Below are 26,753 nucleotides of genomic sequence, written 5' to 3'. Positions count from 1 at the left end.
CCCAGAGAAAAATAATCAGCCTCTCTACTACCTATTTGAGTCCAAGAATCGATACCGACACGACAAAACAACCAACGCCAAGAGCCTACCTCAAGATAAACACTCCTTAACACTCTAGTAGACGAATAGAGCCGTTTTACCCCCTCAGTGGGGAAGAAGGGTAGACTGCGTATTTGGCCTCTAGAAGGCTCTAGGTTGAGTTTGACCTCGTTTTGGCACTTGGTCCCAGCCGCACAGGAATAGCACTGCAAAACACGTCTTTCGCAGAACTCTAATAATCAAATAGATAAAAACACATTTAGTCTGATTTCATCTAAGCGAAGCGAAGATTTCAGAATTTCTCTGCACCAATCTTTTCGGATTTATGTACACATCTCATCGAATTGTAGGACTCCTCGGGAAAAAACTCTGGGAGTTTTTCTCCCAAGGTGACGTAATCTCGCCAGATTACCTCTCCCATTCGCTCCAATTCAAGGCCAATTCGTTTACATACTTTAACCAAAAGCACGAAAAACGATCTCTCAAAATCATCGGATCTTTCAACGCTACACACAGCGTGGCTACTAGCATCGACTCGCTGGTCGAGAGTCGATGCTGGCAACTTGTGGCGCTGCTGTGTGCTACATCGCCGCCACTAGGCGGAACGAATGAGCAAAGCGGAGTGACTGACTACTAGGACAAACTCCAGCGGGGCTAGGAACCTTCTAAGGACACCCACAAAGACAGGCAAAGTCAAATACAATTCATGTGGATCCCCTTCTAGGCTTAACGTAGTGATGCATCCAATACGACCCAAATACTTTGTTTATCCTATCTCTATTTAACGTGAGTTCGGTATAAGAATCCCAATCAATCTCCTAAATATAAGGCTGATACACAAATACCAGATGAGCAATATCAAGAAATTTAGAGTGTTTTTATACTGAAGACTCTAAGGAATGATAATTATTCCGTCATTTTGTCATAACAGAGCATGAACGGACTGTTCTTGTTACAATATCATATGCTTAAAATCAGCTTGTAGAGCTTCTCTAGACTCTTATTCTTATACCGAACTCACGTCCTTTTAAGGTTAATCATCATGCGCAGCCTCCTTAGTTTTTCGGCACAATGCCTTTCCCCTGCCACACCTCAATCCAATATATTCCCCCTCTCGAGCGTTGGGATATTACTGTAGTGACGGCAAAAACAGATTATCTTTGACTCAAAATAGTATAGGTATGGTTACGAAAAAAGTAGTGGCGTATGCGCTATTCGCTTGCGCCCTGTCCCTAGGCAGCGGGTGCGCTCCAAGCCAGAAACAGACCTCTGCGTCGGCAGAAGAAACACAAAATATGCAAAAAACTAGCATCGACGGAGAGTGGACACTCGTCAAGCTGAGAGATCGACCCCTAACCAAGGGGACACACCCTGCTGACCTGCATATTAGTAGGAGCGAAATGTCCATTCATGGCTCAGGTGGCTGCAACAAGTACTTCGGCAAGATAGAGAATCTTACTGAGGATCAGATCCTCTTTGGCCGTATCGGCGCCACCCGTATGGCTTGCATGGACGAACACGTGGAGGACGAGTACCTACTGATGCTCGACCTCGTGAGAGCCTACAAACTCAGTGGTGAGCAGCTGGCCCTAATGGACGATAGAGGCCATACCCTAGCGGTAATGGCTCGCAAGATTGAGGACAAGAGTGCTCCCAACCCACGCATCTACGATATGTGGTCGGCCACGCACATAGAGGGCGAGGAGATACAAGCCGAGGGACGCCCTACTCTGGAGATCAACCTCTCGGAGATGCGTGTCGGGGGCAACAACGGCTGCAACCACTATATGGGCGAGATCAAAGAAATCACTGGCAAGAAACTCATACTTGGCACTTTGGCAGGTACGATGATGCTCTGCCCAGATATGACTCTAGCCAATGCCTACGATAAGGCGATAGACAGAGTGCGCAGCTATCAAATAGAGGGGCTGACCCTTAGGCTATATGATGAGGGGCATACCGAGGTCTTGCGCTACAAGAAAGCCGAGAACCCATAAGGAGGGTATCAGGCACGAACGTTTTTAGAATCAATGAATAGAACCGAAATATCATCACTCGGGGAGTTTGGGCTAATCCGCAAGCTCACCGATACAATCAAGCTAAGCAACCCCAGTAGCCTAGTAGGTGCCGGCGATGATGCTGCTCAAATACTCTACACAACGGGTAATAGGACTCTAGTATCTACCGATCTACTGCTAGAAGGTATTCACTTTGACCTGACCTATACGCCACTGCGCCACTTAGGCTACAAAGCCGTAGTGACAAGTATCGCAGATATCTATGCGATGAACGGCGTGCCTAGGCAGATCCTCGTGGGGCTAGGGATCTCCTCCCGCTTCGCTGTCGAGGATCTGCAGGAGCTCTATGCTGGCATGCAGCTAGCATGCCAGAGCTATGGCGTAGACCTCGTTGGCGGAGATACCTCTGCAAGCCTCACGGGTCTTACCATCAGCATGACCGCACTAGGGGAAGTTTCGCCCGAGTCGGTAACGACACGCTCTGGAGCCAAGCCAACAGACCTCATCTGCTGCACGGGCGATCTCGGCTCAGCCTACATGGGGCTACAGCTACTCGAGCGAGAGAAGCGTGTCTTCGCTGGCGAAAAGGAGGGCTTCGACCCCGATTTCGCAGGACATGAATACATTCTAGAGCGACAGCTCAAGCCCGAGCTTCACCTACAGCCCCTACAAGCCCTTCAAGCGCGAGGCATTCGCCCCACTAGTATGATCGACATCTCTGATGGGCTCTCTAGCGAGCTACTCCACCTATGCAGGGAGAGCCAAGTGGGCGTGCGCATCTACGAGGAGCGCCTACCCATAGACTACGAGACGGCACGTATGGCAGAGGAGATGAACCTCAACGTAGTGACGGTAGCCCTCAGTGGAGGAGAGGACTATGAATTTCTCTTTACCATTCCGCTCGGGCTAATGGATCAAGCCAAGGAGATTGAGGGAATTCGCTTCATTGGCCACGTTACGGAGGCAAGCCTAGGGGCAAGCCTGATCACGAGAGATGGCTCGGAGATTGCCCTGCGTGCCCAAGGCTGGGTCGAGCAGCAGTAGAGCATACGCCTCTGAGAGCTGTTCAAACCTCGGCAGCCGAGAAAGCGACGATTGCCTACCGTATATATTATAGGCCTATAATTTAAGCGAGCTGGAGGAAGCGTTCGTTAGCTTCACGAGGCTAGAACGTGGTGATTTGTAATACTTTTTAGCCTCAGGATAGATTAACCGACCAAAATTTGGTTGTAGTAAGGAAAAACTGTATTTTTGAACCCGAATGTAGGGTATTGTATTCAGTAAATACCGGAGAGGATAACCCTACATCCTTTAGTAATACACCCGGTAAGCCCGGACGCTTTAATTATTATAGGTGTGTCAATTAAGATGTGCATATACTAGAGTTTTGACATCGCTTCTAAGTCGGAATCTTGCTAAGTGGCTCGGCGGAGCTAGAGCTTGGCAGGTTCTCTCAGCTTAATATTTAACAAACAGAAATAATAGAATAATAATTAAACAACTAACTCAAAAACAAAACACGATGAAAAAGTTTTTTGCATCAATTGCGTGTGTTGCTATGTTGTCTGTTGGCTTCAGCACTTCAGCCCTAGCAGAAGAACCAGTTGCACCAGAAGTAGCGACTGAAAGTGTGGACACTACGGCTGTGGCAGCAGATGTAGCACCAGCTGCAGAGATGCCCGCAGAGACTCCTGCCGATGTACCTGCAGAGGCCGAGAACGTTTCTTTCCATCAGGCCCTAAAGACTAAGTTCATCGAAGGGGGTGCAGACTTCATGGCTCTTGTAGCTATCGCCCTAGTACTAGGTCTTGCTATCTGCCTAGAGCGTATCATCTACCTCAACCTGGCCAACACTAACCCAGAGAAGATGCTCAAGGACATCGAGGCTGCTCTTGAGAAGAACGACATCGAGGGTGCTAAGGCTATCGCTCGCAACACTCGTGGTCCTATCGCATCTATCGCTTATCAGGCTCTTATGCGTGCAGATCAAGGTATCGACGTAGTAGAGAAGGCTGTAATCTCTTACGGAGGTGTACAGGGTGGTCTTCTTGAGAAAAACCTATCTTGGATCACTCTCTTCATCGCCATGGCTCCATCTCTCGGGTTCTTGGGTACTGTGATCGGTATGGTGCTTGCTTTCGACAACATCGAGAAGGTCGGTGACATCAGCCCAACAGTAGTAGCAGGTGGTATGAAGGTGGCTCTGATCACGACGATTGGTGGTCTTGTAGTAGCCCTAATCCTACAGGTATTCTACAACTATATCCTATCTCTCGTAGAAGGCATCCTAAACCGCATGGAAGATGCTTCTATCACGATGCTTGACCTGATCATCAAGCGCAACGTAAAGTTCGGTAAGTAATCTACAAATCATATTAGATAAGAAAATGGCTGTTACTGGAATCAGAAAGGTATCCAGCTATACACTGCTTATCCTCGGCGCCGTCAGCGTGGCCGTGTTCCTAGCGTTCTTCTTCGGAGGTAGCGAAATGAACGACAAGGGTAACGTAGTGTATAACTTCACGGATCTCCTTCTTTACTGGGCGTACGCACTCTTTGGCGTGACTGTCCTTGCGACCCTATTCTTCGCATTCAAAGGATTTGTAGGTTCATTCGCCCGCAACCCCAAGTCTGCCGTGATGTCTGTTTCAGGTCTTGTGGCTTTCATCGCAATCCTAGGCATCTCTTACGCTATCGGTAGCGGAGAGCCTATCGCAGGAATGAATGCAGACGCTCAGAAGTTCAACACTCCGGGCTGGCTCAAACTAACAGACATGTGGCTATACTCTACGTATATCCTCTTCACTCTGTCTGTATTGGCTGCTCTATGGGGCGCAATCAACAAGGCTCTGCTCAATCGCTAATCGGAGGTAATCGAAAACGAATAAAAAACAGAAAGCATTATGGCTAAGAAAAAAAGAAAGACTCCAGGCATCAACGGATCGTCGTCGGCCGATATCGCTTTTATGTTGCTTATCTTCTTCTTGATTACTACTTCAATGGATACCGATAAGGGGCTAAAGCGTCGCTTGCCGCCGCTAGCACCTAAGCAGCAGAAAGACCAACCCGTAGAGATCCGAGATCGCAACATCATGCGTCTGCTTGTAAACCGTGCGGACGAGATCGTGATCTCTAAGCAGAATCAGGTAATTCCTGTTTCGCTCGACAAGCTCAAAGACGTAGCTGTAGAGTTCATTTTGAACCCCAACGATGATCCCAACCTGCCAGAGAAGGAAGTCAGAGAAATCCCCGGCCTTGGCATGCAGCGTGTGGTGATCCCCGGTTATGCGATCTCGCTCAAGAGTGAGATCGAAACCAGCTACCAGATGTTTGTGAGCGTGCAGAATGAGCTAATCAGAGCATACAACGAGGCGTGGGATACCTACGCAAAGCAGAAGTTCGGCAAGGGTTTCAACGACCTGACTGTATCGCAGCAGAAGTCGGTGACCGAAGCCTACCCAATGCACATCTCGGAAATGCCATTGTCTAACCTCGAAAAGAAGAAATAGAGTAATGGGAAAGTTCAGTAAATCAGGCGGGCGCGAAATGCCCGAGTTGAATACCTCATCATTGCCTGACTTGGTATTTGCCTTCCTATTCTTCATCATGATGGTTACGTCGATGCGTGAAGTATCACCGAAGATTAGCTATAGCAACCTACCACAGGCTACCGAGCTGACCAAACTAGAGGAGAAGTCGCTCGTGACCTTCATCTACATTGGTAAACCAACAGAGGCCTATCGCCATATGTATGGTACCAACTCTGCTATCCAGCTCAACGACCAAGTCACGCAGAATGCGTCTGCCGTCTACAGTTATGTGAAGCAGGCCGAGAGCAAGATCCGCGACGAGCGTAAGAAACTCATGCAGATCTCTATCAAGGCAGATAAGGACACGAAGATGAACATCATCTCAGAAGTCAAGGAAGAGCTGCGTCGTGCCGATGCACTCAACGTAAGCTACTCTGCTCGTCAAGGCAAGAAGTAAAGACTTCGTAGCTTAAACTTTTAATTAAAACTCCCACCAAAAGGCTAACCCCTTTGGTGGGAGTTTTTTTATGCATCTGCCTAAAATCTACAACTATGCGGAGAACTTAACAGAAGTAACCTTTGTTTAGACTAAAGTGGGTAGACCAAACTAGGCAAAGAAGCCTCTATCTATGATGATATACTACACGTCGCCCCACCCAGACTCAATGTATAGTACAGTAAAAAGAAACTTAGACCGTCTAACTTTCAGCAGTCTTCCGATAGACTTGTGCCTGCAGCCGATCATGCTGCTCCTGCTATTGGTATGCTCCGCCCTATGGGCTACGCTTATCTTCGCAGGGCTTATCGCTGGCTGCGTGTATCGCCTCCGACAAGATGGGGCGATATCGGTCCACAAGGCTTCGATGACATATCTGTCGGTGCACTCGGTTCTGTTCTATGCGCTGAGCCTACTTCTACCCTCGTCCACTGCTCTACATCTACAAGGACTCTGGCTCGTCCTATTCTTCGTCCTATGCCAGTACGATCGCTTCATCGGTCGCTACGGACGCTACCGCCGAGAGTACGAAGACGAACGCTGCTGTACACAGCTACGTGGAGAAGTTCTCAAGCAGGAGTACCTACGTTTCGAACATATCCTCCTGTATTTCTCTCTAGCGACCATAGCACTCATCATCGTGGCCCTATCACTCGGCCTGCCTGCTCTCGTACTGACGTTACTGGCCTGCGTCGTCGCCATAGGCTCAATCGGCACACTATCACTAGAGCTAGTACATCTAGCTTGGGTCAAAGCGAGGCTAGACAATGACTTCTGGATCCCCGTTATGGACGATCGGCAACAGACGATCGGACGTGTTTCATCGACAGCCCCACACTCTACGCTCGGTCGTCTGCCTCTGGTACGGCTAATCGCCTTCACCGAGGGCATGATCTACCTAGAGCAGGCGAATACTTGCCAGCATGAGCCGTGCTACGACACGCCTTTCGACACTTGGCTCCAAGAAGGCCAGAGCCCCTACGAGGCTGCTCAACAGATGATTGACCAGCGTTTCTGCGGCGTGAAGCGAGCTAAACCTCGCCAGCTGCTACACTACCACACCGAGGCCAAGGGCGGACAGCCCCTCTCGGTCTACTTTTTCGCAGCCGAGCTCGATGCCCCCGACCTACTACTGATCGACTGCAAGCCCATTGAGGGCAAATGGTGGCCTCTAGCACAGGTTCAGCCCCAGCTTGCACAAAAAGATTTTAGCCATTACCTTCGCCTAGAGCTCCCCTATCTAGAGCAGACAGTGCTACTTGCGCACCGGCTCAGAGCAAGGCTACGAGAGAGCTAAAATCAACTAAATCCATCAATATGACCAACGAACCAACACTGTACCTCATACCCGTGCCACTGGCCGAGGTAGAGCATCGGACTTGCCTACCAGAGTACAACCGAGAGGTTGTCTGTAGCCTCAAACACTTCGTCGTAGAGAACATTCGCTCTGCTCGCAGATTTCTCAAAGCCGTAGACCGCTCTATCGACATCAACTCTCTAACCTTTTTTGAGCTAAATAAGCATACCTCCCCAGAAGATGTAGCCGCCTTCCTCGCTCCGATGCGCTCGGGCGAGAGTTTGGGCGTGATCAGCGAGGCTGGCTGCCCTGCGGTAGCCGACCCGGGGAGCGATGTAGTAGCTCTAGCTCAGCGTGAGGGCTATCGAGTAGAACCTCTTGTAGGCCCCTCCTCTATCCTACTGGCTCTGATGGGGTCGGGCTTCAATGGCCAGCGGTTTGCCTTCCTTGGCTACCTGCCCATAGACGATGCAGCACGAGCACAGGCAATTCGAGATCTAGAACACCGACTACTCGCCACGGGCGAAACACAGATTTTCATCGAAACACCCTATCGCAACGAGAAGCTCGTCGAGGAGCTCGTCCGCCTGTGCAAACCCAGCACACGCCTCTGCATCGCCAGCGAAGTAACCTCGGCCAATGCACTTATCCAGACACGAGCCCTCTCCCAATGGCGTGGGCACATACCCGCCATACACAAGAAACCAACGATTTTCGTCCTCGGGCGCTAGGCTGCCCCATTCGCAGGGCTAAGCCCACAGCAGAGATGACCGTATAGATCTCTGCTGTGGGCTTCTTTGTTTCTAGAATGTAGCGATAAGTGTAACTTTGTCACGTTACCTCGATGTTACATCTCAATACATCATCAAACGAATGAATAAAACTCTGTGTCTACTCAGCCTACTCAGCTGCCTCGCTCTGCCAGCTTGTAGCGCCTGCAATGCCGGGGAGCAGCCAACGCCACCCAACAATAATCCCAATCCACAGACGCCCAAGCCAGAGCCTCCTACGGCCCCAACGACTAATCTGGCGGACTACTTCAAGACCACTCTCGACACTGAGGATATCCCTTATCCAGACCAGTCGCTCTACAAGCAGAGCTTCGGCATAGACGAGCTACAAGCTAAGCGGGACAAGATATGGGGAGCATGGAGAGAGGCCAACGCCGAGCGCATCAAGAAGCACCTGCTATTCGCTCCCTACCAAGCCGAGCACGACATCATCTGGTCGCTCACCGAGGGCGAGCGCATGAAGCTACGCCTATTCGCCAAGGGGCAGAAGCCTCAAGAGGGCTATGCCATGTTCATCAACCTACATGGCGGAGGTAAAGCAGAGGTGCCAAATGAATGGGGCTCGACCATGAATGATGATCAGTGGAAAACAGCTATCGCTCTAGGCAAAGCCTACAACGACACTGGCTCTATCTACCTAGTGCCTCGTATGGCAGACGACCGCAAGGGACGTTGGTATCTAGCACCACAGCGCATCGCCTTCCGCCGTGCCTGCCAGCTTGCTATGCTAGGGGAGGACGTCGATCCTCTACGTATCTACATGACTGGGATCTCCGAGGGAGGCTATGGTAGCCACAGACTAGCCATATTCATGCCCGACTTCTTCGCTGCTATTGGCCCGATGGCAGGGGCAGAGCCTCTCAAGGGCGAGCGTAACCTGCGCAATGTAGCCTTCCATCTCTCGGTTGGGGAGCTAGACCACGGCTTCGGACGCAGCAAGTATGCTCAAGAATGGAAGCAGAAGCTAGCCGAACTCAAGACTCAGAACCCCGACGACTTCGTCCACGAGGTACAGATACGACCTCGCATGGGGCACTCAATAGACTACTTCCGCACGACCCCTTGGCTAGCGAAGCACAAGCGTCGCATCTACCCAGAGCGTATCAGCTACCTCTACTACAATATGACGGCCGACTATCCCACACCTAGCTACAGCTCCGGTGTCTACTATCTCGACTTCCGTAAGCTCTCGCACAATGGCTCTAGCCTACTATTCGAGATCAGCAAGCAGGGCAATACCTACGATGTGGCGACCGTGGGTACAGATGAAAAGGTAACGGGCGAGCTGGGGATCTACATCGACCAAGTGGATTTCTCCAAACCTATTATGGTACGCCTCAACGGCAAGGAAGTTTACAACCAAACCGTAGCACTCTCGGAGGCCTACCTAGCCGAGTCTACCGCTCTATGGGGCGACCCTAAGCGCCTCTTCGCTGCCAAGGTGACGATCAAGATCAAGTAGGGCGAGCCTGCTCTAAACACCTTAAAGGGGCTGTGTCAAAATTGATTTTTGGCACAGCCCCTTTAAGATATTTCAGAATGGGTAAAACTCAAGTCGCTAATAATGAAAACAAAAGGAGCATACTGGAGTATGTGGCTGAAGCCGACGACGAAGTCTGTGCGGAGCAAATGTCGCAAGCAACACAGCTGTTTGTGCGTTATGACACACCGCTTTTTCATACCATAGCATACCTCAACCAGCTAACTAATCGGAGGCCGCCCATAGAAGAGCCAGAGGACTGGGCGAGCAATTTGGCACTTCGTTTGTCTACTGTTTAGTTAAGGAGTATTAAAGGGTTAATGAATAATTTCAAATAACAAGTCGAAGGTTTGTAAAGCACCGTAGAGTGGCTGAAGGGAATTGGTGGGAAGATTATTTCGGACTGATGGGCTAATCTGCCGAGGTGTGTCCACCAATCGACAAAGATTGGTGGGAAGAAATGCTCCCCAATACAACACACTGATGTAAAAAGAACCACAAATCCCACATAGACATCTGTATGACAGTTCCTTACAAAAACCTCATTTAAGCGACTATCTCCTCTCGGGTGGAGCCAAGTGCCCAAACGAGGCAGGTCGCCATACAGAGCTCTCTAGGGGGCAAATATGCAGTCTACTACCTCTAGCCCTAGCGGAATAGGAACTTCCCTACGAAATTTTGCGAAGTGGTCTAAAATATAAATCTTGGTACGAAAGTTGTAGGTATATGTTAAGCCAGTACCCATGAAGTATGCCATGGCAAAAATGCTTTGCTAATGAGCAAGATTAATCTAGCTTTGTGGTAAGTTCGGGGTGTGTACATACTCGTGGCGCACTCTCGGCTCTGTGATTATCAAAATATAAAATAAACAATTATAGACACTTAAATGAATCTATATAGTGCATTCGGGAGGTTTAGCTCGCTAACTCTGTGTACACTCGCCCTATCTCTTGGCTGTAAGCCAACCTCCAAACCAGCGGATGCTCCCCCATCTGATACGACAGAATTGGTTTTATACTCCAATCTTGTCGATCGAGCTAGTCAAGACGACTTAACCATAGCCATGCAAGCCTCAGGCATACCGGAGCGTAACATCGAGTCGCTCTGGGAGAATGTCAATCAGTTCAACAGTATTATCCAAGCCGAGGGGCTAGTCCCTAGTGGCTTCGTGAAGCTAGACAGCATACTGCCTCGCTACGACGAGCTGACCATTCAGGGGCTGTGGGACAAGCATTACCCTAACTTCTTTGGCTACAACTGTCGCATCACCTCATTCGATCTGCTCAAGGATATGATCCGAGTAGAGCGACATACGACAGAGCGCCAACCTACGCTCATGTTCGACGAAGAGAGCCTAGACAGCTGTGGCAAGGAGCTTTTTGACCCCGAGCAGAGAAAAACCTTCCGCACACTTTTCTCTGCCATTCCCACCCCATACGAGCCAAATATACAGACGCATCTGAAGAACATACAGAACCACTGGCAGCAGCAGGGTGTGCAGTTCATACACAAAAATGACTCCACCAAAGCCTCTCTCATCTCGGTAGTGATGCACTCGGCGATTGAACCGTCCGAGAGCTTCCTCTTCGTCGGCCATGCAGGTGTGCTATTCCCATACCAAGGGAAACTGATGTTTGTAGAGAAGCTCACCTTCCAAGCGCCCTACCAAGCGACTCTATTCAACAACCGACAAGAGCTGAGCGACTACCTGATGCGCATGTACGACGTCGAGTGGGAGCAATCTACGGCTGTCCCCTTCTTGATGGAGAATGACGAGCTGCTCAAAGGCTACAGACCAAACCCCAAGAAGCACCTAGTGGGCTCCAGCGAATAGCTAACAGGGCAGAACAGCCAGCCTATTATCTAGCGAAGCAGAGGGCAAAAGCGGGGATCTATCTAGCCCTAAGGGCAGAGAGGAAGTGCTTTTTGTCTTATCTTTGTGTGCATCAAAATAAACCAAGGCTCAACCATTTGAGTTATACTCTTATAGTAAATAATCCGACATTAAACCATATATGAGCAGAGAACATCGTCGCTGCCTGATCATCGGATCTGGTCCAGCAGGCTACACAGCCGCTATCTATGCATCACGTGCCAACCTATCCCCCCTCCTATACGAGGGGATACAGCCCGGTGGTCAGCTGACCACAACGACCGAGGTAGAGAACTTTCCCGGGTACCCCGAGGGCACCACGGGGACGTCCCTCATGACCGACCTACGCAAGCAATCCGAGCGTTTCGGCGCTGAGATTCGCCGAGGCATCGCAGTCAAGGCCGACCTATCCAAGGCCCCCTACCTCATTACATTCGACACAGGTGAAGAGATCACAGCCGACACGGTGATTATCTCTACAGGGGCTACAGCCAAGTACCTTGGCTTAGAGGACGAAGCCAAGTATGCGGGTATGGGCGTGTCGGCATGTGCTACGTGCGACGGGTTCTTCTATCGCAATAAGGTAGTAGCCGTAGTGGGTGGTGGCGACACAGCCTGCGAGGAAGCCCTATATCTAGCTAGCCTAGCCAAGCACGTCTACATGATCGTGCGCAAAAACTACCTCCGTGCTTCCGAGATTATGCAGGAGCGTGTACGCAAAGCAGAGAACATCACGATCCTCTTTGAGCACAATACGGTAGGTCTATTCGGGGAGAATGGTGTAGAAGGCGCTCATCTGGTTAAGCGCAAGGGAGAGCCCGACGAGGAGCAGGTAGATATCGCCATTGACGGCTTCTTCCTAGCCATTGGCCATACCCCCAACTCTGGCCTATTCGCCGACTACCTCAAGCTAGACGAAACTGGCTACATCATCACAGAGGGCCACTCGCCTCGCACCAATGTACCGGGCGTCTATGCCGCAGGCGACGTGGCAGATCCACACTATCGCCAAGCGGTAACGGCTGCTGCATCTGGCTGCAAAGCAGCGATCGAGGCAGAGCGCTATCTAAGCGAGCAGGGCCTCTAGGCATCATCACAGTAGAGAGCAGAAGGCGGTGTGTCGGGGCATAAATCTCGGCATACCGCCTTTCCCAATATATCTAGACAGGCGCATCAAGACGAGTTGCGACTTGTACCCTCCACTCTACCTCGTGGGTGGAGTGGGGACAAAGCTGTACCTTTGAGCCTCGTTAGGCAATGAATACAAGATGAATATAAATACAGAGAAGGGCAAAGGGCGCATCTGGGGTAGCATCTACGGTGCTCTGGCCCTTAGGCTAGGTTTAGTTTTTGCAGTCTATACCCTATGTAGGCTCATTTTCTACTTCTACAACAAGGACCTATTGGGCATAGACAGCTGGGCGAGCTTCAACCAGATTATGCTCGGTGGGCTCAGATTCGACGCTTCGGCCATTGCCTACACCAACCTGCTGGTCATCGTACTGCATCTACTGCCCTTGCGTATGAGGAGCAGCGCCAGCTATCAGCGCTTCACCGATTGGATCTATTGGCTATCCAATATACCGATGTTGATCCTCAACCTTGGCGATGTGGTCTACTATCGCTTCAGCGGCAGACGCACCAGCCTATCCGTCTTTGAGGAGTTTGGCAACGAGAATCCTTTCAACTTCGTCCACTTCCTTTGGAGCTACTGGGGCATTACGCTCATCGGCATCGTCATCGTGCTGATATGGGTATGGCTGTATCGTCGAACTCGCCCCACCCAGACCGTGCTAGTGCGTAGCCCTTGGCTCTACTATGCAGGCTCGGTTGCCCTAGCGGCTGGCTCTATAGCCCTACTCATCGGGGCGATGCGTGGAGGCTTCCTTGCAGCTACTCGACCTATCTCCCCTGCCAATGCCTCTGCCTATGTCGATAGAGCCGAGCAGAGAGCTATGGTACTCAACACTCCCTTCATGATGATACGTCTGGCGGATAAGTTCGTCCTGCCAGACTATCGGTTTATGGACGAGCAGAGGGCTAGGGCACTTTTCGACCCAGTACGCCTCAGAAGCGATAGTACGCAGTACACTGGGTTAATGAAGGGGCGCAACGTAGTACTCATCATCTGGGAGAGTATGGCACGCGAGTGGGTCGGAGCGCTGAATCGTGACATCGAAGGCTACGAGGGCTATACGCCTTTTATCGATTCGCTACTGCAACACAGCTACTACTTCGAGTGCGGCTACGCAGGTGGAGGCAAGTCGATTGACGCTATGCCCAACCTGATGGCATCGATCCCCAAGCCACAGAGCTCGTTCGTGCTATCGCCCTACTCTGGCAATCGCATCAGCTCGGTCGTAGAGATCGCTCGCCAAGCAGGCTATCAGACGGCTTTCTTCCACAATGCTCCCAATGGCTCGATGGGCTTCGATGCCATGGCTCGTCAGCTGGGCTTCGAGCAGTACTACGGCAAGACCGAGTTTGGCGATGATAGCCAGTACGATGGGAAATGGGGGATTTGGGACGAGCCCTTCTTGCAGTTTGTATGCGAGAAGATTGGTACGCTGCGTGAACCATTCTTCGCAGGCGAATTTACCACCACTTCGCACGAGCCCTACCAGCTGCCTGCGCAGTACGAGGACGTCTTCGCACATGGGCCTATACCCATTCACCGCTGCGTCCGCTATACCGACTATGCGCTCAAACGCTTCTTCGAGCGAGCTAAGCAGATGCCTTGGTACAAGAATACGCTCTTCGTCATCACGGCTGACCATGCCGTGCCGGGGCATCTCGAGGAGTATAAGAACTCTAGAGGCCTCTTCCGCATACCGATGATTTTCTTCGACCCCTCGGGGCAACTCGTTGGGCGAGATAGCACGACGATCGTCCAGCAAGCCGACCTGATGCCCACGCTCCTCGACCTACTCGGGCTAGATGCGCCCGTCGTGGCGTTTGGGCATAATATGCTTGACAGCAATGCCGACCACTGGGCGATGAGCACACTAGACGGAGCATATCAGATGGTGCGTGGGGATTATCTGCTACAGTTCGATGGCGAGAGAGTCATTGCTCTGTACAACTACAAGCAAGATCCGCATTTGCAGACCGACCTCCAGCATAGCGACTCCGAGGCTCTCGGTGAGCTTCTACCTCTGATGCAGAGCTACCTACAGCAGTTTAGCCAGCGTATGCGAGAGGACAAACTGCAGGTCAAGCCCTAGTTTTAACTTTGACTATATCGTACACAATAGGTTGATACAATGGATCTCTCGATTATAGGCGAGATACTCAAGTACTTATTTAATAAGTTTAAGAGGTTCTTTACCTCGCCACAAGCAGACAGTGAAATAGAAGAGGCTTTCCAGCTTGCACTCAACGACTATATGCCCAATGGTGCGAGCTTTAGCGATCGACTCCGTCTACAACGAGCAAAAGATGAGTACCTCAAGAATCCCTCTGCATACAAGACACCAAATACAGACACTCAAGAGTTTATCGACTGCCTCAAGAAAAGGCTGAGCGAGCAACCTGCTGCGCACAATTATCTGATGACCCTAAGAGCGGACGAGCAGGCAAGGAGCGAAGAGCAAAATATTTTGGGGCACCGCAAGACGCACGAGGAACTAGAAAGGATTATGAGTATATTGGAGGGAGTCGGGATAAAGCCAGAGGAGCTCCGAGCCCTTCTTCGAGAACTTCCACTCAAGGAGGGACAAGTAGCGACAGATTTGGCTCTGGAGGAAATGCTCCACACGAAGCGCATCCCCAGCGAAGAGGTCAAGCAGCTGATCGCTGAGTTTGTAAAATTCTTCTTCGATTATACCCATAACCTGACTGAGGAAATACAACGGTTGAGAGCGACTGGTGACAATTATCTTGCTGAGACCCTAGAGGACATTAAGCGAGTGTTGGCAGGAGAGAGTAAGCGAAGCTTGACCGCTATCCACGAGGAGTTCAAGGAGCGGAAGCGACAGAAAGAGATACAGGAAGAGACTAGGCTCCTTGAGGAGCTAATAGAGGCTGCTCAGCTGCAGTTCTCCTTCAAGGAAGCTTGCGGTTTCTACGAGCGTCTGCTTGAGTTAGCTCCAACAGCAGAATATCACTTCAATTATGCTCTCTTACTCCAAAATCTCAATGAGTTTGATCAAGCTAGGAGCCATTACGAGGAGGCACTACAGATATACCGGGATTTTTGGAAAAAACATCCAGAGGCATACAAGCCCCATGTGGCGACAACTCTAAATAACTTAGGGAACTTACTCAGCGATATCGGAGAGCTTAAGAAAGCACAAACGCATTACGAGGAAGCACTCAAAATACGCNAACTTACTCAGCGATATCGGAGAGCTTAAGAAAGCACAAACGCATTACGAGGAAGCACTCAAAATACGCCTAGAGTTGGCGGACAAGAATCCACAGGCACACAACCCCTATGTGGCGACGACTCTAAATAACTTGGGGATCTTACTCAGCGATATCGGAGAGCTTAAGAAAGCACAAACGCATTACGAGGAAGCACTCAAAATACGCCTAGAGTTGGCGGACAAGAATCCACAGGCATNCTTACTCAGCGATATCGGAGAGCTTAAGAAAGCACAAACGCATTACGAGGAAGCACTCAAAATACGCCTAGAGTTGGCGGACAAGAATCCACAGGCATACAACCCCGATGTGGCGACGACTCTAAATAACTTAGGGATCTTACTCAAAAACCTCGGAGAGCTTAAGAAAGCACAAACGCATTACGAGGAAGCACTCAAAATACGCCTAGAGTTGGCGGACAAGAATCCACAGGTATACAAACCCGATGTGGCGACAACTCTAAATAACTTAGGGAACTTACTCAGCGATATCGGAGAGCTTAAGAAAGCACAAACGCATTACGAGGAAGCACTCAAAATACGCNCTTACTCAAAAACCTCGGAGAGCTTAAGAAAGCACAAACGCATTACGAGGAAGCACTCAAAATACGCCTAGAGTTGGCGGACAAGAATCCACAGGCATACAAACCCGATGTGGCGATGACTCAACAGAACCTAGCTATCCTCTACTGGAAGCTAGGGATGAAAGAAAAGGCCGAAGAGGCTTATCAAGAAGCTCGCAACATCCGCCAAGAGCTAGCAAGTCTCAATCCCCAAGCCTACGGAATAGACTATGCCAGCACACTTGTGATGGGTGTTGTCTCGCTGGGTAAGCCGACGGGAGAACTTGAGGAGGCGAAGGCTATCCTACTCAAATACTCTGAACATCCCAAGGCAAAAAGATTACTAGAAATAATAGACAAGCGTCTCAAAGAGCACTAAAAATCAAAGCAAGGGGGCTGCGCACGAAGTCAATACTTCGGCACAGCCCCCTTAGCTTTTACTCGAATAAATGTAGGCTACTTCTTGAGTAGCTCGTCGATGCGCTCTAGATAGTCGAGCGAATCGTCGATGTAGAAGGATAGGTCTGGTAGCTTACGTAGCTGAGTGCGCACGCGCTGACCTAGGTCGTAACGAATCGTTTTGGTATTCTCTCGGATATTCGCGAGGAGCTCCTTGCCTCGCTCGGTAGGGAAGATCGAGAGACGAACACGTGCAATGCTCAAATCGGGGCTAACAGTAACCGAGGTGACGGTCACGAGTACGCCCGGCATCGCCGAGGTTTGTTGGCGAAAGAGATCGCTGATTTCTTTCTGCAGAAGCCGATTGATACGGCTCATACGGGTATTATCCATACTTATCTTTTGTCTTATTATTATGTTACTCTACTATTGATGATCGCACCTGCAAAGGTACTGCATCCGACGGAAGTGTATCTAGAGGCAGGATGCGAGGCGGTCTGATACGACTCTTAGCAGGGGAGAAAAGATCGCCTAGGCGGTCGAAGCGTTGCCTAAAGAGAATGCCAAACCCTTGGGTCGTCAGCCCCTGACGCAGATACTGGTACATCTGGTTGTAGTGGTTGTAGCCCTTGAGGCGAATCGTGCCGGGTCGGTTGAGCTTATACTCAATATCGAACTCGCCAATGTACGTATTGTTGAGATATGGATTGTCGTGGTAGCCGACGTTGGCACTGAAGAGCAGGCGATTGTCGAACCAGCTCCCCGAGAGCAAGAGCTCAATATCTGTATCCTCGAAGGCGGTATTGCGCGTCTTGATGCTCGTGCCGATGTTGATCGTTTCGCTTAAGTTGCCTAGCAGATACGACAGTTGCTCCGAGAGGGCAGAGGAGGCCACAGCAGTCCAGTTGCTCGTCGTATTCTTGCCTTCACGGGCGAGCTGATCGGGCGTGTAGAACTTACCAAGAGCAATCAGGTATAGCATCTGGCGCATCACCGCATCGTCTGTATTCAGCAGCGAGCGGACACGGCGCTCTAGCTCAGAGTCTACTCCCGGGAGTTCCAGAGCAAAGCGGACATTGGGGTGCGTGATTTCGCCCGTAATGCCGAGCATACAGTGCACGGGGATGTTCGTTCGCCGTGCATCGAGGGCAAGGTCTTCGTCTAGGTCGGCGATGTTAGCCGTCAGCGCGTAGACCGCCTTTAGGTCAAGATTGGCCTGCATCGGATTGCCACGGAAGACGATCTCTCCGCCCTCGGCGATGGTGAAGCGCTTATGCGCAAGCTGCTCTAGGCGGAAGGTGTAGAGCCCCTCGGTAATGTCGAGGCTCCCGAAGACGGTGGATTCTCCTAGATTGGGTACGTTAATCATCAGATTACCCTCTCCACGGCCTTTGATTTCGTTGTTGCCATCGTAGCCAAGGCGCAGAGTCATCTTGGCCTCTGGCGTCACGGTGAGGTTCATCTTCATATCAAACGCCATAGGCTGCTCCTCTAGGGCAAGGGCAAGTGTATCGGTCTGATAGAGCAGGCTATCGGAGCGTAGTGGTCGGAAGCGCATCAAGCTCTCCTCACGGCCAATCTGCACGGGGTTGAAGTCGAGTGTCAGATCCGTACCCGCCTCACTGGAGAGTGCCAGATCGATCGAGAGACGATCCTCATTGCCTCGTAGCGTCGCCTGACCAGAGCCGTACGCCGTGCCGTAGACGGGTATATCTCTATTGGTCGTGGTCTGTAGGAGCTTAAGGCGGTCAATGTCGTAGGCACGTAGTTGGATGTCGAAGTCGCCGAAGTGATCGTGCCCAATATAGCCCTCGAGTGTCCCCGCCCGCCCAGATTCGTCCCTTAGACGGAGCTTATCGAAGATCATGCGCTCAGGCGTGAAGCGCAGTTTCTGGTCAAAAAAGTACTTAGTCCCTAAAATCTTAATTCCGACTTCGCCCCCGTCTACTTGCGCTTCGCCCGCCACGGTCACACCCCGCTCGAAGGGACCAAAGAGCCTTACCGAGCCCGTGCCTCGTCCGCCAATGGTACTGAGAAATCCGTCTGTGAATACATGTACGAAGCCAAGGTCAAACTGCTCGGCCTTGAACTGTAGATCTATCCCTGCGGGGGGTTCGAGGCGAATATGTCCGTCCACACGTGAGCGCCCGCCAGCGAACTGATTGACCCAGCCGTGTAGGTTGAGGTTCATATCTTCATTATTCCAGTTCAGCCCGACATCAATCGCTGCGACATCGTAACCCGAGAGATGGAAATTCGGGCTAGTTACCTGCGCTTCGGCTCTGATGACATCGCCATCTAGACGAGCACGAGCTGTGCCCGTCAGATCGGTTTCGATCATCGTAAAGTCAATGCCCGATGCCTCGAGTATGTAGCGCAGATTGATATTCTCTAGTTGAGCGACGATCTCATCGCCGGGTAGCTTACCGAGCGAACCGTCTACCCTTAGGCTACGCCCCTCGGTCTGCAACCTCAGACCGTGTATGGCGACGGATTGGGCAGACAAATCGGCATGAGCTGGAGCTAGGTGCCACAGAGCAGAGTGAATACGTAACTTGGAGGGGTATAGACGGAGTTTGGCCCGCAAGTCTTCCCAGCTAGCGACTCGGCTAGAGGCTGCTTCTAGAAGTGTAGAGAGGTGAAGGACGCCATTCTCCTGCCCATCAGCCTCACGGCCTAGATTCAGTTTGAGCTCTACGCTGTCGCCACTTGAGGCAAGTGAGAGCTTAGATCCGAGGAGAGCTCCCCCACCGAGGAGCTTGACGTCACCACTAGCCTCTATCCGATTGTCCACAAGAGATAGCTGCAGATCCCGCAAACGATGCTGAGATAGCTCCATATCCTTAGCCGAGAGGGTAAGAGCAAGGTGGTCTTTGGCCTCGTCGTAGCTCCCCGAGAGGCTGAGTGGCTCTGTGAGGGCAAGCGAAAGCCCAAGATGACGGTCGAGGTGGCGAGGCAGGCTATCGACCTTGAGCTCTAGGCGTGCCCACTGTGCGCGGTCGCTATTCCTCTTAACTGGGGCAATGTGATGCAGCAGGGGAATATGTCGATAGAACGAATGCACCATTCGGTTAGGTAGCTCAGTAAGCTGATAGTCCCCCACTAGACTAAGCGAGAGCCACGGAGCGACAGCCGAGAGGTAGCGTTGATGCTCGTCCTTGCTCAGACTAAGGTAAAGATCTCGTAGGGTCATACTATCCGCTCGCTCAACGAGCGAGAAGTGCTTCAGCCTAAGTGTGCCCACTGCCTCCTGCATATCTAGAGAAGACAAATGTGCCTCAGCATCGAAAGTAAAGTAACGAGATAGCTCACCATCCTCTAGCCCTAGATGCCCAAGGTTAATACCTTCGCTCACGACGCCCAATGTCAAATCTCGAGGTGTAGAGCCAGTTAGAGAGAATGAGGCCTCCGCCGTGAGCTGAGCATTGGGGTCGGCCGAGTGTAGATCTAGCTGATAGCGTCCAGTTCGTGGGTTCGTAATCGTGGCTTGTAAGTCACGATAGGTGTAGCCACGCCAAGCAAGTTGCTCAATATCCACACGACCTGCTGCCTGCCATGCAGAGAGGCTATCGGGTCGATTGGCCTCGAGCTCCAACGCTCCTGACAATAGGCCTAGCTGCATGGTCTGACCAATGAGCGGAGCTGCATCGAAGCGTGGCGTACTGAGCTTCAGACGAACGAACTCCTGCCCTAGATCCATACGTTCCAAGAGCGCAAACGTTTGCCAACGTCCGAGGCCTGTACTGAGTAGGCCGTCCACCGCAAGCAATTCGTTTAGACGGATCTTGAACCCTCCCTGATAGCTCACTTGCCCGAGTGAGGAGAGAGCAGCCAATTGCTCCGTCAAACTAAAATTCGGAATGAACTTAGGCAAAAGCAATACCAGTGAAGAGGATAGTTGGAGCGGACTGGTATGCAAATCCGCCCCCTCAAATTGCCCAAGGCTATCTAGATGAATTTGCCCTTGGCTATTGAGATACATACGATTGTCCAGACGCATCTGCCACTCCTCGACATCAATATGGTCGCGTTGGCCCAGTAGCTTGGCTTGCACGGAGAGCTTAGCCTGCCCTAGAGCCTCTAGTGGGGCATAGAATGGTGCAATATCTCCGGCCGAGAGCTCCATGCGTCTTAGATCTAGCTCCTCAACGATCGCCAAACCCTCTCGGGAGGTATTGAGGGTGAGGCGTGGGATAGAGATCTCGCTCTCGTCGAGCTGAAGACCAAGATTGCTCAGAGTAATGCGGCTCTCACGCCCCTCGATCTGAGCCTTCATATCCCTGAGAACAAAGCCCCATGAGGTAGAGAAGTTCAATTCGTCCACGACTCCACCAAACTGATTGGGGGCGAAATTGAGGCGGCGGATCTTCGTATTCAGCCGCTCAAGTGCAAGTATCTGCCCCGTCTTTCGCTGTAGACTGATAGAGGCGTCACGCAGAATGATCGTATTGATGTCTACGACGAGCGAAGACGAATCCTCGTCCGAGCCACTCAGCCGCTCTAGAATGGGCTGGACGTTGAGCCGTCCCGAAGCACTATCTACAATCAGATGAATTGATGCCCCAAAAAGGCGCGCTGAGCTAACCCTCAAGCTCTGGCTTAGGATCAAGTCCGAGAGCTCGATACCAGCAAGCAAACGATCGGCCTTGAGAGCTGGACGGCTAAGGCTATCCAATACCAGAATATCATCGACCGACAAGTCGAGCCAACCATCGACACTGACACGCCCAATCGACACCTCTGTGCCGAGAAGCTTGCCCAACGTATGGGCGACCCGATCGCCAGCGCTACGCTGAATACTTGGTATAAGGAAGAGCAACGAGGGGAGTATGTACAAAAAGGCAAGCACCGCCATCGCAATGAATGCGACGCGGAGCCTACCGAGTACACGCCTATTGATCTGCCAATAGCTCATCGATTACTCAGATCTTCTTAGATGTAGCGTTGGGAATAGAGCTAATGCTCCCACCGAATGGGTTACTAATATCCTAGTCGCTCCTCTATCTTTGGTCGTAGCGTTGGCCTACCACTTGCCAGTCAATGATGCGCCAGAGAGCCTTGAGGTGATCGGCACGCTTATTCTGATAGTCGAGGTAGTAGGCGTGTTCCCACAGGTCTACGCCTAACAGTGGTGTTAGGTCACGAACTACTGGGTTACTCCCATTGGCCTCCTTGACGATAGAGAGTGTGCCAGCCTTGTCCGAGGCGAGCCAGAGCCAACCAGAGCCAAAGAGCGTCATGCCCTCACGCTCAAAAGCAGCACGGAACTCGGCCTCGCTACCCCACTGCTTCTTGATGGCCTCGGCCAATGCTCCTGAGAGTGCTTGTGGCTTGGGGGAGAACTGAGCAAAGTAGAGGTTATGATTGAGGAGCTGACCAGCATTATCGAATATCCCCCCCTTACTCTGCTTGACGATGCTCACCAAATCGGTCACGTGCTCAAACACAGTACCTGCTTTGAGGCGATTGAGGTTGTTGACATAGCCCTGCAAGTGCTTGCCGTGGTGTAGCTCGACCGTAGCCTTACTGATCACTGGTTCCAGGGCATCGGTAGCGTATGGAAGCTTCATCAGCTCGAAGCGATGCGCCTCTGCGGCCTCGGCCTTTACCTTGTGATGTGGAGCTGGAGTGCTTGCTAGGGCAGGCTGTCCCGCCAAAGAGCCTGCCAAAAGCAAGCCACTTAGCATAACTGTAAGCATATTTTGTACTAAATCTATTTGATGAAATTAACCATTGAATGAATGTCTATTTACGTTTCTTCCTAAGGAAAAACCCTAGAGCCTTCCAGAGTATACCACGGGTCTGTGTCATCAAGAAAGCCGAAACGACGGGGCGAGCGATATTATATGCCACACCCAAGTAGGGCATATAGGGGCGCACATAATTGAAGCCCCTAGTCAGCAGACCATCTTCCTTGGGCTGATAGGCCTTGGAGCGCAAGCGTGCTGTCTGCACGTTGGTACTGAGCTTAGTTCGCTCCTTGGAGCTAAACTGGCGCACCAGCGGAGCCACATAGCGATAGGCTGGCACAACTTGCTCGAGACGTTCGCCGATCAAGCTGATAGCAATGTCGGCATAGTTCTCTTGGACATAACGCACACCTACCTCCACATCGTGTCTAGCTACCTCAGATTTTCGCTGAGCCTCTAGAGAGCGACAGGAGAGATCATCATAGGCCTTCTCGCTGGCGATGACACACTCCTCCCTATAGGCAGGCGATACCACGAGCCATGGCTCTGTGTCGATCTGCTTATTGATAGCATCGATCGCATCAATAGCCTTACGAGCCACACGGTTCTGCACATAGGATTGTATCACCCCTCTGAGCAATATATATAGTAGGATTAGGACGGCATAGCCCGCAGCCACAATCAGCAATCCCACGGCTTGAGAAGCTTGATAGATCTCAGCGATATACAGCCCGAGGGCGATATTGAGGAAAAGGAAGAGATGCCAGAGCAAAAAAACCAGTATCACATACTGGACGATTTGACTCGTCGTTTGGGCACCACGAAGCCCCAAGAAGCTGAGCCCTTGGTTGAGCTTACTTCTTAGCAGGGAGACAGATGCCTGAGAGAGCTTATTGAGCGCTTGGCGTTCGGTTGTCATCATAGTTTCTACGAATAATTTGGGTAAGAGCAGAGCTTTCTACGAACTCCTAATACTACTAAAAAACAGCAATCCCAAGGGGCATGGCCACGCTTGAGATTACTGCACTAGATACACAGCTACCAAGATCCGCGAGGCAGGTAGCCCAAGAGCTGTAGGCCTAGAGATCGTTGATCTCGTCACGCACCTCGCTGAGTAGCTCCTCCGTTTCGTGGCTTAGGCGCTTGCGATAGCGGTCGTAGCGATCTTTGGCTTCGTAGTACCCCTCTACGATACTATCACGAGCTCGATCTACCGTGCATGAGAAGTCATCTGCGAAGCGCTCACGCTTACTACGATCCGAGAAATAAGCCACAGCGGCGCCGACAGCAGCGCCAATGAGCAGTCCTAGGGCAAACTTGCCTCCTCCATTTGAATTAGCCATAATTTTATTCTTTTTTTGTAAAACAACTTATCTTGACCATTAAACTACTCCGTAAAGTTAGTAATTATTGTCTAATTTTTAAACCCTTTTTGAAGCACATCTGTTCAGAAACGACGCAAATATCTTGCAAAAAGCAATCGGATACCCCCATTAGTGGGATATCCGATTGGTGCAGATAAGCTCCGTATATAAGGAGAGAGTGTAGCCCTTGGGCTCTAGACTCCTGCGACGAGAGTCGCCAGACGACTAGTCTTCGATCTGCTGAAGTTGCTTTACATAGATGGCCTTCTGCATCTTCTTACGCTTGATAACAGAAGGTTTGATGAAAGCCTGACGAGCACGCAGTTCACGCACTGCACCCGTTCTCTCAAACTTTCTCTTAAACTTCTTCAGAGCCTTCTCGATGTTTTCGCCCTCTTTTAATGGAACTACGATCATAATTACTTAATTCTTTATATTTATGTTATACCTTTCTTGATGCAAGAACCCAAGTTTGGGTCTGCAAATTTAGCTATACTTTATGTAAACACCAAAACCACAGACCAAAACTCCCTAGAATAGCCGCAACGTAGCCACGCAAAAAGGACTCTCTACAGCAAGAATCGCAACAAAATAATCAAGAGCTATGTGAGAAGGCTCAGGCCTTTCGCATAGCTCTTGTAAACGTCCTATTAACGTAGGATTTATGCTTGAGCTTCCGTAGCAGGAGCAGCCTCCGCAGCTACCTCCTGCTGAGCAGGAGCATTCTCCGAAACCACTTCAAATGGCACCTCTACAGACACCTCCTTGTGGAAGCGTACCATAGCCGTGTAGCTACCAAGCTCCTTAACACCCTTGACGGTGATGAGCTTACGCTCTACATCGAAGCCCTTCTTGGCTAGCTCCTCTGCAATCTGGATGTTGGTCACAGAGCCATAGATAGCACCTGCTGCACCAGTCTTCATAGAGATCACAAGCTTCACACCCTCAAGCTTAGCAGCCTTCTCTTCGGCTTCCTTCTTGATAGCGGCGAGTTTGTGAGCACGCTGCTTAAGGTTCTCTGCCAACATCTTCTTGGCAGACTCCGTAGCCATGATAGCCTTACCTTGAGGGATTAGAAAGTTGCGCCCGTAACCATTCTTTACGGTTACTACGTCGTCCTTGTAGCCTAGACCAGCTACGTCTTCTTTCAAAATAACTTCCATTGTATTCTGTCTCCTCTCGTTAAAATTACTTAGTCATGTTGTCTGTTACGTAAGGCAGCAGAGCTAGGTGACGCGCACGCTTCACAGCCTGAGCCACACGACGCTGGAACTTGAGTGAAGTCCCGGTGATGCGACGTGGAAGGATCTTACCCTGTTCGTTGAGGAACTTCTTGAGGAAGTCGGGATCCTTATAGTCGATGTACTTGATACCGCTCTTCTTGAAACGGCAATACTTTTTTCTGTTCTTGTCTACCGATAGTGGAGTTAGGTAGCGAATTTCTGATTGAGGTGCAGCCATTGTTTAGTTTGCGTTAGATGATGACTTCAAGTTTCTTCTCTTAGCAGCGTACTCAGCAGCGAACTTATCCTGACGGAAAGTCAAGAAGCGAAGTACAGCTTCGTCACGGCGGAAGTTAGTTTCCAGCACAGCGATTGTCTCTGGGTTTGCCTTAAACTCTACAAGCTGGTAGAACCCTGTAGACTTCTTCTGGATTGGATAGGCCAACTTCTTCAGACCCCAATTCTCGTGGTTTACGATCTCGGCTCCTTCTTTCTGGAGCAGACCGATAAACTTGTCTACCGCTTCCTTCATCTGAACCTCAGACAAAACGGGAGTTAAAATGAAAACGGTTTCGTAATTGTTCATTGTTTATTGATACTGTTAGTTTGTTAAATAACGGCGACAAAGGTACAAAAAATATCACACCCACGCAATTAGCCGTAGCACTCGGTACAACTTCGAACGTAAAGCACCCTAAATCGCTGCCAATACGAAGGCAAACTTGGGCAACCTATTAGGTGTATTAAATGGGGCTGCAGCAAAAATGAATTTTGCCACAGCCCCACGACATTTGGGATATACTCAGCCGGCTTGATTGTCCAACCTCCTTCAGTTGGTCGCGCCTTTTCGGCGATACTTGCATAGCCCAAAGGCACATCAAAGATAGCTACTTATCCGAATGCCTACAAATGATTTGTGCAGAGTATTATGTACCTTTCGTGGGTTATAGCCAAACCTCCATACATATTATTAAGATGAAATCGAAAGCTTTTCAGGAGTACTATCCTCCTCAATTCAGCCACTGCTTCGGGTGTGGTACAGACAATGCTCATGGTCTGCACATCTTGAGCTATTGGGCGGACGAAGCAGCAGGCGAAACGATAGCCACCTTTACTCCTTCGGAGGAATACACTGGGGGATTCCCCGGATTTGTCTACGGCGGACTGATCGCGGCGATACTAGACTGCCATGGAAATGCGACAGCCTCTGCGGCTGGCTACCGGCACTAGGGCCGAGCACTAGGGAGCGAACCAGCCCTGCGCTACGTCACAGCTAATCTCAATCTTAACTATCGCCACCCTACCCCAATGGGTCAATCACTGGAATTACGGGCAAAAATTACAGCCACAACAGACAGAAAAGTCTGCATGAATCTCTGGCTAATAGCCAATGGACAGACGACAGTCGAGGGGACGATGACCTCCGTCCTCCTCCCCTTAGCCAATCAGCAACTACGATCTAAGGCATTTCAGCCACCTAGTAGCCCACTAGAAGAATAGCAAATCACACATTGAGACCGTTGCACGGCATTTTGCCTCTTTTCGGTTAGAAACGTTGTATATATCTCTGATTATTATTATCTTTAATATGTAATTACATTGTATCGACATGGCAACTAAACCAAC

Annotated in this window: 27 protein-coding genes and 1 pseudogene; 19 read left to right on the top strand and 9 right to left on the bottom strand. The window is 50.6% G+C overall.

Going from position 1 to position 26,753, the window contains the following annotated elements; translation table 11 throughout:
• Window positions 1-1,220 precede the first annotated feature (1,220 nt).
• From HQ48_RS08960 to HQ48_RS01590, 16 genes are all read left to right on the top strand, one after another.
• Complete coding sequence (locus tag HQ48_RS08960) at window positions 1,221-2,036, top strand: META domain-containing protein (protein WP_081969683.1); 816 nt, start codon at window positions 1,221-1,223, stop codon at window positions 2,034-2,036.
• A 33-nt stretch (window positions 2,037-2,069) separates the two neighbouring features.
• The gene (gene thiL, locus HQ48_RS01660) at window positions 2,070-3,101 is read left to right on the top strand and encodes a thiamine-phosphate kinase (protein ID WP_044231381.1); all 1,032 of its coding nucleotides are present in this window, start codon (window positions 2,070-2,072) and stop codon (window positions 3,099-3,101) included.
• Between the two features lie 478 nt (window positions 3,102-3,579).
• Window positions 3,580-4,419: a MotA/TolQ/ExbB proton channel family protein gene (locus tag HQ48_RS01655; RefSeq protein ID WP_369794217.1), complete on the top strand. Its 840-nt coding sequence runs from the start codon at window positions 3,580-3,582 to the stop codon at window positions 4,417-4,419.
• 25 nt (window positions 4,420-4,444) lie between these two features.
• Window positions 4,445-4,921 carry a hypothetical protein gene (locus HQ48_RS01650; protein ID WP_044231380.1) on the top strand — a complete coding sequence of 159 codons (477 nt, stop codon included), beginning with the start codon at window positions 4,445-4,447 and terminating at the stop codon, window positions 4,919-4,921.
• Window positions 4,922-4,960: 39 nt separating this feature from the next.
• On the top strand, window positions 4,961-5,566 hold the full coding sequence (locus HQ48_RS01645; protein ID WP_044231379.1) for a biopolymer transporter ExbD: 606 nt from the start codon (window positions 4,961-4,963) through the stop codon (window positions 5,564-5,566).
• 4 nt (window positions 5,567-5,570) lie between these two features.
• Window positions 5,571-6,044 carry a biopolymer transporter ExbD gene (locus HQ48_RS01640; protein WP_044188126.1) on the top strand — a complete coding sequence of 158 codons (474 nt, stop codon included), beginning with the start codon at window positions 5,571-5,573 and terminating at the stop codon, window positions 6,042-6,044.
• A 172-nt stretch (window positions 6,045-6,216) separates the two neighbouring features.
• Window positions 6,217-7,380 (top strand): hypothetical protein, encoded by a 1,164-nt coding sequence (locus HQ48_RS01635; protein WP_152568285.1) that lies wholly within the window; start codon window positions 6,217-6,219, stop codon window positions 7,378-7,380.
• A gap of 20 nt (window positions 7,381-7,400) precedes the next feature.
• Window positions 7,401-8,111 (top strand): SAM-dependent methyltransferase, encoded by a 711-nt coding sequence (locus tag HQ48_RS01630; RefSeq protein WP_044231378.1) that lies wholly within the window; start codon window positions 7,401-7,403, stop codon window positions 8,109-8,111.
• 142 nt (window positions 8,112-8,253) lie between these two features.
• Entirely contained in the window at window positions 8,254-9,633 is a 1,380-nt protein-coding gene (locus HQ48_RS01625; RefSeq protein WP_052408922.1) for a hypothetical protein, read from the top strand.
• A gap of 77 nt (window positions 9,634-9,710) precedes the next feature.
• On the top strand, window positions 9,711-9,950 hold the full coding sequence (locus HQ48_RS01620) for a hypothetical protein (protein WP_044231377.1): 240 nt from the start codon (window positions 9,711-9,713) through the stop codon (window positions 9,948-9,950).
• A 587-nt stretch (window positions 9,951-10,537) separates the two neighbouring features.
• Window positions 10,538-11,485: a DUF4300 family protein gene (locus HQ48_RS01615; RefSeq protein WP_044231376.1), complete on the top strand. Its 948-nt coding sequence runs from the start codon at window positions 10,538-10,540 to the stop codon at window positions 11,483-11,485.
• 181 nt (window positions 11,486-11,666) lie between these two features.
• Entirely contained in the window at window positions 11,667-12,611 is a 945-nt protein-coding gene (gene trxB / locus HQ48_RS01610; protein ID WP_044188116.1) for a thioredoxin-disulfide reductase, read from the top strand.
• A 181-nt stretch (window positions 12,612-12,792) separates the two neighbouring features.
• Entirely contained in the window at window positions 12,793-14,748 is a 1,956-nt protein-coding gene (locus HQ48_RS01605) for an LTA synthase family protein (protein WP_044231375.1), read from the top strand.
• Window positions 14,749-14,787: 39 nt separating this feature from the next.
• Window positions 14,788-15,879 (top strand): tetratricopeptide repeat protein, encoded by a 1,092-nt coding sequence (locus HQ48_RS01600; protein ID WP_044231374.1) that lies wholly within the window; start codon window positions 14,788-14,790, stop codon window positions 15,877-15,879.
• Window positions 15,794-16,504, top strand: a complete 711-nt coding sequence (locus tag HQ48_RS01595; protein WP_369794295.1) for a tetratricopeptide repeat protein — start codon at window positions 15,794-15,796, stop codon at window positions 16,502-16,504. Before HQ48_RS01600 ends, HQ48_RS01595 begins: the two co-directional genes overlap by 86 nt.
• Window positions 16,495-16,830 (top strand): tetratricopeptide repeat protein, encoded by a 336-nt coding sequence (locus HQ48_RS01590; protein WP_235300182.1) that lies wholly within the window; start codon window positions 16,495-16,497, stop codon window positions 16,828-16,830. The genes HQ48_RS01595 and HQ48_RS01590 overlap by 10 nt, the downstream gene beginning before the upstream one ends.
• 77 nt (window positions 16,831-16,907) lie before the next feature.
• On the opposite strand, the gene rbfA is transcribed toward HQ48_RS01590, so the two are convergent.
• The 9 genes from rbfA to rpsF all read right to left on the bottom strand — a co-directional run bounded on the left by rbfA (window position 16,908) and on the right by rpsF (window position 25,713).
• Complete coding sequence (gene rbfA / locus HQ48_RS01585; protein WP_044188108.1) at window positions 16,908-17,243, bottom strand: 30S ribosome-binding factor RbfA; 336 nt, start codon at window positions 17,241-17,243, stop codon at window positions 16,908-16,910.
• A gap of 25 nt (window positions 17,244-17,268) precedes the next feature.
• The gene (locus HQ48_RS01580; RefSeq protein WP_044231371.1) at window positions 17,269-21,765 is read right to left on the bottom strand and encodes a translocation/assembly module TamB domain-containing protein; all 4,497 of its coding nucleotides are present in this window, start codon (window positions 21,763-21,765) and stop codon (window positions 17,269-17,271) included.
• Window positions 21,766-21,850: 85 nt separating this feature from the next.
• Window positions 21,851-22,420: a superoxide dismutase gene (locus HQ48_RS01575; RefSeq protein ID WP_235300181.1), complete on the bottom strand. Its 570-nt coding sequence runs from the start codon at window positions 22,418-22,420 to the stop codon at window positions 21,851-21,853.
• A gap of 175 nt (window positions 22,421-22,595) precedes the next feature.
• The gene (locus tag HQ48_RS01570; RefSeq protein WP_152568284.1) at window positions 22,596-23,462 is read right to left on the bottom strand and encodes a hypothetical protein; all 867 of its coding nucleotides are present in this window, start codon (window positions 23,460-23,462) and stop codon (window positions 22,596-22,598) included.
• A 157-nt stretch (window positions 23,463-23,619) separates the two neighbouring features.
• Window positions 23,620-23,883: a YtxH domain-containing protein gene (locus tag HQ48_RS01565; RefSeq protein WP_044188097.1), complete on the bottom strand. Its 264-nt coding sequence runs from the start codon at window positions 23,881-23,883 to the stop codon at window positions 23,620-23,622.
• A 246-nt stretch (window positions 23,884-24,129) separates the two neighbouring features.
• A complete protein-coding gene (gene rpsU, locus HQ48_RS01560; protein ID WP_044188095.1) occupies window positions 24,130-24,321 on the bottom strand; it encodes a 30S ribosomal protein S21 in 192 nt (63 codons plus the stop codon).
• A gap of 245 nt (window positions 24,322-24,566) precedes the next feature.
• Window positions 24,567-25,067 carry a 50S ribosomal protein L9 gene (rplI, locus tag HQ48_RS01555; protein WP_044231369.1) on the bottom strand — a complete coding sequence of 167 codons (501 nt, stop codon included), beginning with the start codon at window positions 25,065-25,067 and terminating at the stop codon, window positions 24,567-24,569.
• A gap of 25 nt (window positions 25,068-25,092) precedes the next feature.
• Window positions 25,093-25,365, bottom strand: a complete 273-nt coding sequence (gene rpsR / locus HQ48_RS01550; RefSeq protein WP_044188091.1) for a 30S ribosomal protein S18 — start codon at window positions 25,363-25,365, stop codon at window positions 25,093-25,095.
• 3 nt (window positions 25,366-25,368) lie between these two features.
• Window positions 25,369-25,713, bottom strand: a complete 345-nt coding sequence (gene rpsF / locus HQ48_RS01545; RefSeq protein WP_044188089.1) for a 30S ribosomal protein S6 — start codon at window positions 25,711-25,713, stop codon at window positions 25,369-25,371.
• A gap of 389 nt (window positions 25,714-26,102) precedes the next feature.
• Between rpsF and HQ48_RS09470 the strand changes: the two genes are divergently transcribed.
• The 3 genes and pseudogenes from HQ48_RS09470 to HQ48_RS09545 all read left to right on the top strand — a co-directional run bounded on the left by HQ48_RS09470 (window position 26,103) and on the right by HQ48_RS09545 (window position 26,627).
• Window positions 26,103-26,357 carry a hypothetical protein gene (locus tag HQ48_RS09470; protein WP_235300177.1) on the top strand — a complete coding sequence of 85 codons (255 nt, stop codon included), beginning with the start codon at window positions 26,103-26,105 and terminating at the stop codon, window positions 26,355-26,357.
• A 27-nt stretch (window positions 26,358-26,384) separates the two neighbouring features.
• Window positions 26,385-26,492 (top strand): annotated as a pseudogene (locus HQ48_RS09550) (hotdog domain-containing protein); the annotation flags it as partial.
• Window positions 26,493-26,495: 3 nt separating this feature from the next.
• Window positions 26,496-26,627 carry a hypothetical protein gene (locus HQ48_RS09545; RefSeq protein ID WP_255360625.1) on the top strand — a complete coding sequence of 44 codons (132 nt, stop codon included), beginning with the start codon at window positions 26,496-26,498 and terminating at the stop codon, window positions 26,625-26,627.
• Window positions 26,628-26,753 lie beyond the last annotated feature (126 nt).

This window comes from Porphyromonas sp. COT-290 OH3588 (assembly GCF_000769075.1).
Taxonomy (GTDB): Bacteria; Bacteroidota; Bacteroidia; order Bacteroidales; family Porphyromonadaceae; genus Porphyromonas.
Note: the sequence above shows the minus strand (reverse complement) of the source record. Positions and strands in the feature narration are given on the sequence as shown.

Bases quoted from the DNA above. Each gene is read 5' to 3' on its own strand.
- HQ48_RS08960 (WP_081969683.1), top strand. From the start codon at position 1,221: ATGGTTACGAAAAAAGTAGTGGCGTATGCGCTATTCGCTTGCGCCCTG.
- thiL (WP_044231381.1), top strand. From the start codon at position 2,070: ATGAATAGAACCGAAATATCATCACTCGGGGAGTTTGGGCTAATCCGC.
- HQ48_RS01655 (WP_369794217.1), top strand. From the start codon at position 3,580: ATGAAAAAGTTTTTTGCATCAATTGCGTGTGTTGCTATGTTGTCTGTT.
- HQ48_RS01650 (WP_044231380.1), top strand. From the start codon at position 4,445: ATGGCTGTTACTGGAATCAGAAAGGTATCCAGCTATACACTGCTTATC.
- HQ48_RS01645 (WP_044231379.1), top strand. From the start codon at position 4,961: ATGGCTAAGAAAAAAAGAAAGACTCCAGGCATCAACGGATCGTCGTCG.
- HQ48_RS01640 (WP_044188126.1), top strand. From the start codon at position 5,571: ATGGGAAAGTTCAGTAAATCAGGCGGGCGCGAAATGCCCGAGTTGAAT.
- HQ48_RS01635 (WP_152568285.1), top strand. From the start codon at position 6,217: ATGATGATATACTACACGTCGCCCCACCCAGACTCAATGTATAGTACA.
- HQ48_RS01630 (WP_044231378.1), top strand. From the start codon at position 7,401: ATGACCAACGAACCAACACTGTACCTCATACCCGTGCCACTGGCCGAG.
- HQ48_RS01625 (WP_052408922.1), top strand. From the start codon at position 8,254: ATGAATAAAACTCTGTGTCTACTCAGCCTACTCAGCTGCCTCGCTCTG.
- HQ48_RS01620 (WP_044231377.1), top strand. From the start codon at position 9,711: ATGGGTAAAACTCAAGTCGCTAATAATGAAAACAAAAGGAGCATACTG.
- HQ48_RS01615 (WP_044231376.1), top strand. From the start codon at position 10,538: ATGAATCTATATAGTGCATTCGGGAGGTTTAGCTCGCTAACTCTGTGT.
- trxB (WP_044188116.1), top strand. From the start codon at position 11,667: ATGAGCAGAGAACATCGTCGCTGCCTGATCATCGGATCTGGTCCAGCA.
- HQ48_RS01605 (WP_044231375.1), top strand. From the start codon at position 12,793: ATGAATATAAATACAGAGAAGGGCAAAGGGCGCATCTGGGGTAGCATC.
- rbfA (WP_044188108.1), bottom strand. From the start codon at position 17,243: ATGGATAATACCCGTATGAGCCGTATCAATCGGCTTCTGCAGAAAGAA.
- HQ48_RS01580 (WP_044231371.1), bottom strand. From the start codon at position 21,765: ATGAGCTATTGGCAGATCAATAGGCGTGTACTCGGTAGGCTCCGCGTC.
- HQ48_RS01575 (WP_235300181.1), bottom strand. From the start codon at position 22,420: ATGAAGCTTCCATACGCTACCGATGCCCTGGAACCAGTGATCAGTAAG.
- HQ48_RS01570 (WP_152568284.1), bottom strand. From the start codon at position 23,462: ATGATGACAACCGAACGCCAAGCGCTCAATAAGCTCTCTCAGGCATCT.
- HQ48_RS01565 (WP_044188097.1), bottom strand. From the start codon at position 23,883: ATGGCTAATTCAAATGGAGGAGGCAAGTTTGCCCTAGGACTGCTCATT.
- rpsU (WP_044188095.1), bottom strand. From the start codon at position 24,321: ATGATCGTAGTTCCATTAAAAGAGGGCGAAAACATCGAGAAGGCTCTG.
- rplI (WP_044231369.1), bottom strand. From the start codon at position 25,067: ATGGAAGTTATTTTGAAAGAAGACGTAGCTGGTCTAGGCTACAAGGAC.
- rpsR (WP_044188091.1), bottom strand. From the start codon at position 25,365: ATGGCTGCACCTCAATCAGAAATTCGCTACCTAACTCCACTATCGGTA.
- rpsF (WP_044188089.1), bottom strand. From the start codon at position 25,713: ATGAACAATTACGAAACCGTTTTCATTTTAACTCCCGTTTTGTCTGAG.
- HQ48_RS09470 (WP_235300177.1), top strand. From the start codon at position 26,103: ATGAAATCGAAAGCTTTTCAGGAGTACTATCCTCCTCAATTCAGCCAC.
- HQ48_RS09545 (WP_255360625.1), top strand. From the start codon at position 26,496: ATGAATCTCTGGCTAATAGCCAATGGACAGACGACAGTCGAGGGGACG.